Raw genomic sequence first — 3,148 nt, forward strand, 5'->3', positions numbered from 1 at the left:
CCAAGGCTGACGGCTGTTCGCGTAGCGTGGCCAAAGGCCAACGGCTGACTGCTGTTCGCGTAGCGTGCGCGTAGCGCATATGCTTACGTAATCGATAACAATCTTCCCCATTACCCGTTACTTCTTAAGAAATTTTAGGCAATAGGGATGGATTTCTAGACGATGCTTTCCCTGAGTCAGTTTGTAACTAAAAAACCAGCCCTGGTTACTCGGGCTGTTTTATAATCATACCAAATCCCCTGTTATAAGCGTTTATTCCAGACGACTAGACGTCGCGACTCTAGGAGCCAAATCTACCTGCGTGGGCTAAATTAAAAAAGGGTTATCCCGGATTTGGGATCAACTATTTCACAACACTTATAATACGGGTGTAGTGGTTATCATATTAATGAGGTACATTCAATTTTCCCATAGATCAGTCCCTACTCCCTACTCCCCAAAATGTACCTCACCTATTTGATAAATGCTATATATCTAATTAATAATATGATTAAAACAAGGCGCTTGTTTAAGAAGCATATTGGTAGCACAATCCCCCCGTCAGATTAAGAAATTTTCCGTAATACTAACATCATTCAAAACTAACTTAATGCTAAAACGTTCTCCCGGTTCACCACTTACTTGCAACTTAATATTTTCCGTCTGTCTAGCTTGGGTTTGAATCACCGCAATTCCCTCGTGATCCAGCACCATAATCTGTAGATTCTTGGGAAGACGGTCTGCAGCACCAGCAGGAGAAAGTTCAATGAATATATTCATTTTGGGTGAATCTGTTGGATGTAGCTCCACAAATAAAGCCACTTTCTCCGCAGCCCAGGCAATTTCCGAACCGAGTAGCTTACCTCGTTTTACTCCCACGGTAGTATGCAATCCTTTACTAGGTTGATCAAAGGGGAAACTTCTGAAATCAAGCATTGGCTCCGGTACTGGCGGTAAGATAGTTTCCACTGTCTTCCAATCTGCCTCAAAACTATTCTCTAACCACTGCCTTAATCGCACTACTGGAGTCTGGCTTTGTGGTTGCTGTGGTTGGGTAGGGTCTGTTTCCATAGTGTTGGACGGTGAAGCATCGGTACACAAGACCTTGGGTTTGAGACCATGACTATGGCTCCACTGCTTTGCCCCTGCCTGGGATAGGGGAGATTGCCGATACTCTCTAATGTGTGGCGGTAACTCTTTCAGGGTTCGCAATTGCTTGAGCGGTAATTCTTCTGTTAGCACTGTATCAGCAAATCCTACCAGAGTTGCCTCCTCCAATGCTTGATCAAGCTCCACCGCCACATAACCAATTCGTTCCTGCCAGACTGCTGCTGGAACTTTGACACACTTAGCCTTAGGTAAAACAAGTCTACACTCCAACTTACCATGATTTTTCACAGTCAGATCCGCAACATCCATCAGGGTTTGCATCACTGGATTCCAACTGTCGCTTTCCTCTAAGTTTGTCTCAAATCCCATACACCGCAAGTAAAAGTTAACTGCATACACTGCCAGAGTATTGAAATAAACCTGTTTCGCTTTAGTTAGATTAGCTTGGTGCTGTTGAAATTTCTTGGCTCTGCGATGTGCTGCTAACGCTAGCGGAACTTTAAAGGTTAATGGTTCACTGTACGACTTAATGGTAGACGTCATGATTACATCCTGTGCTGAGTCCGATCATAGTATTCCCTAAACTAGGAGCATTATCTACCTAGTAATCCTAATTTCTAGGTAAACAATACTTATAATCAAAATAGTCTTGAGTTTTTAGTTATGATTAATAAATGTAACTTTGGGATGCTCTGGTTTTATACCAATTCCCTAAAATCAGCCTACCAATACTCTAACATAAATCCCTATGGTTTTTTTCGTTGATAGGTAAAAATTAAATTGATTTAAAAATAATTTAAAAAACGATGCAGCGCTATGTTAAAAACTTTTTAATTCCCTGTTCGGCTGTTCCCTGTTACCTCTTACATCTTACCTGGATGCAGCGCTATACTTTTGATTTTTAACATCCCTAAAAGGGCTCAAGGGGTGACAACAAAGCTCAAACCTAGGCAGGTGTTAGGTTAATGGTTTTAGGTGTTGGGTTTAATGAGCGCGACTCGTGTTGTTGTAATTCCGAGCAGTTGAAGCAATTTTCACCAATCCAACTGCATAGATAGTTTTAATCAACCACTACGCCATGACGATGTTACCTAACACCTAACCCCTAAAACCTAACCCCTGTAAGATTTTCAATTAGCTTGTCACCCCGTGAGCTAAAAGGGTATTAAGCACCCTTAGCCCATTTAGCTGAATGTCGAAGTTAAATCAATCACATCTTCCCAAAGACCCTAGTATCTTTGAAACTAGTATAAAGTATAAGTTGGGTTAATTCTCTTGATAGTCTAATGGTTTTAGGCCAACTCGTCCTGTATAGACTTTTTGATATTAGGAGCTACTTCCTTAAGACAACGTTGGTATGAATGACTTAGTGTAGGAACACTAATTCCGAATAATTTAGATATTTCTTGCCATTTTTTACCGTCAATATAGGCTAAAGCAATAGTTTGAAATGTTGCTTCAGGATGGTTTCTGATATGCTATTGGAATAGCCGATCAGGGTCTTCCTCAATGTATTGCCTTACTTTAGTAAGAGTTTTTTGTCCTTGCGCTTCTAGGGGGATTTGTTCAAGGCGATAGTTATCTATTACCTTTTTAAAGGCCATATCTCGCCAAGATGTCCACTCTCTGTCAGAAATAAATTGTGGGCTATACCTATCAATATTCCCCTCTAGATCCTGGGTTACCTGTTTCTGCACTGCCTCCAAAATATCTCGATAAATACCAGATAGAGGTTGACCTTTGGATGGGCGGCAAATTTTACGCGATCGCGAAGCGTGACCTACGGTCAATCGCTCTTAGCGGAAGCGAAGCTTCCGGAGCGAAACGGCGACCTAGGAGCATCGCAAAATTTGCTTAACCAGTGTTCCTAAAGCTTGCTGCCGCTCTTTAGTATCCCGTGGATACCTTTGCACTTGGCATACCAGCTGCCTAATTTGCTCTTTCATCTTTCTACCTCCTTGGAGACTCCCGTTATACCCGCAGGGTTAACGGTGAGAGGTTCATGAGGACAGAATCTAGTTTGTATAAGCATAACCATCCTTTCTGTGAATAAATCGAC

Annotated in this window: 2 protein-coding genes; both read right to left on the bottom strand. The window is 41.9% G+C overall.

Annotation, left to right across the window (positions count from 1 at the left end):
- Positions 1 to 540: 540 nt before the first annotated feature.
- Positions 541 to 1,632 carry a DUF1822 family protein gene (locus tag AC4II3_RS32155; RefSeq protein WP_488008598.1) on the bottom strand — a complete coding sequence of 364 codons (1,092 nt, stop codon included), beginning with the start codon at positions 1,630 to 1,632 and terminating at the stop codon, positions 541 to 543.
- A 935-nt stretch (positions 1,633 to 2,567) separates the two neighbouring features.
- Positions 2,568 to 2,879 (bottom strand): hypothetical protein, encoded by a 312-nt coding sequence (locus AC4II3_RS32160; RefSeq protein ID WP_488008596.1) that lies wholly within the window; start codon positions 2,877 to 2,879, stop codon positions 2,568 to 2,570.
- Positions 2,880 to 3,148 lie beyond the last annotated feature (269 nt).

Source organism: Moorena sp., from assembly GCF_982860115.1.

Coding starts and splice junctions, on each gene's coding strand:
- AC4II3_RS32155 (WP_488008598.1), bottom strand. CDS start 1,632: ATGACGTCTACCATTAAGTCGTACAGTGAACCATTAACCTTTAAAGTT.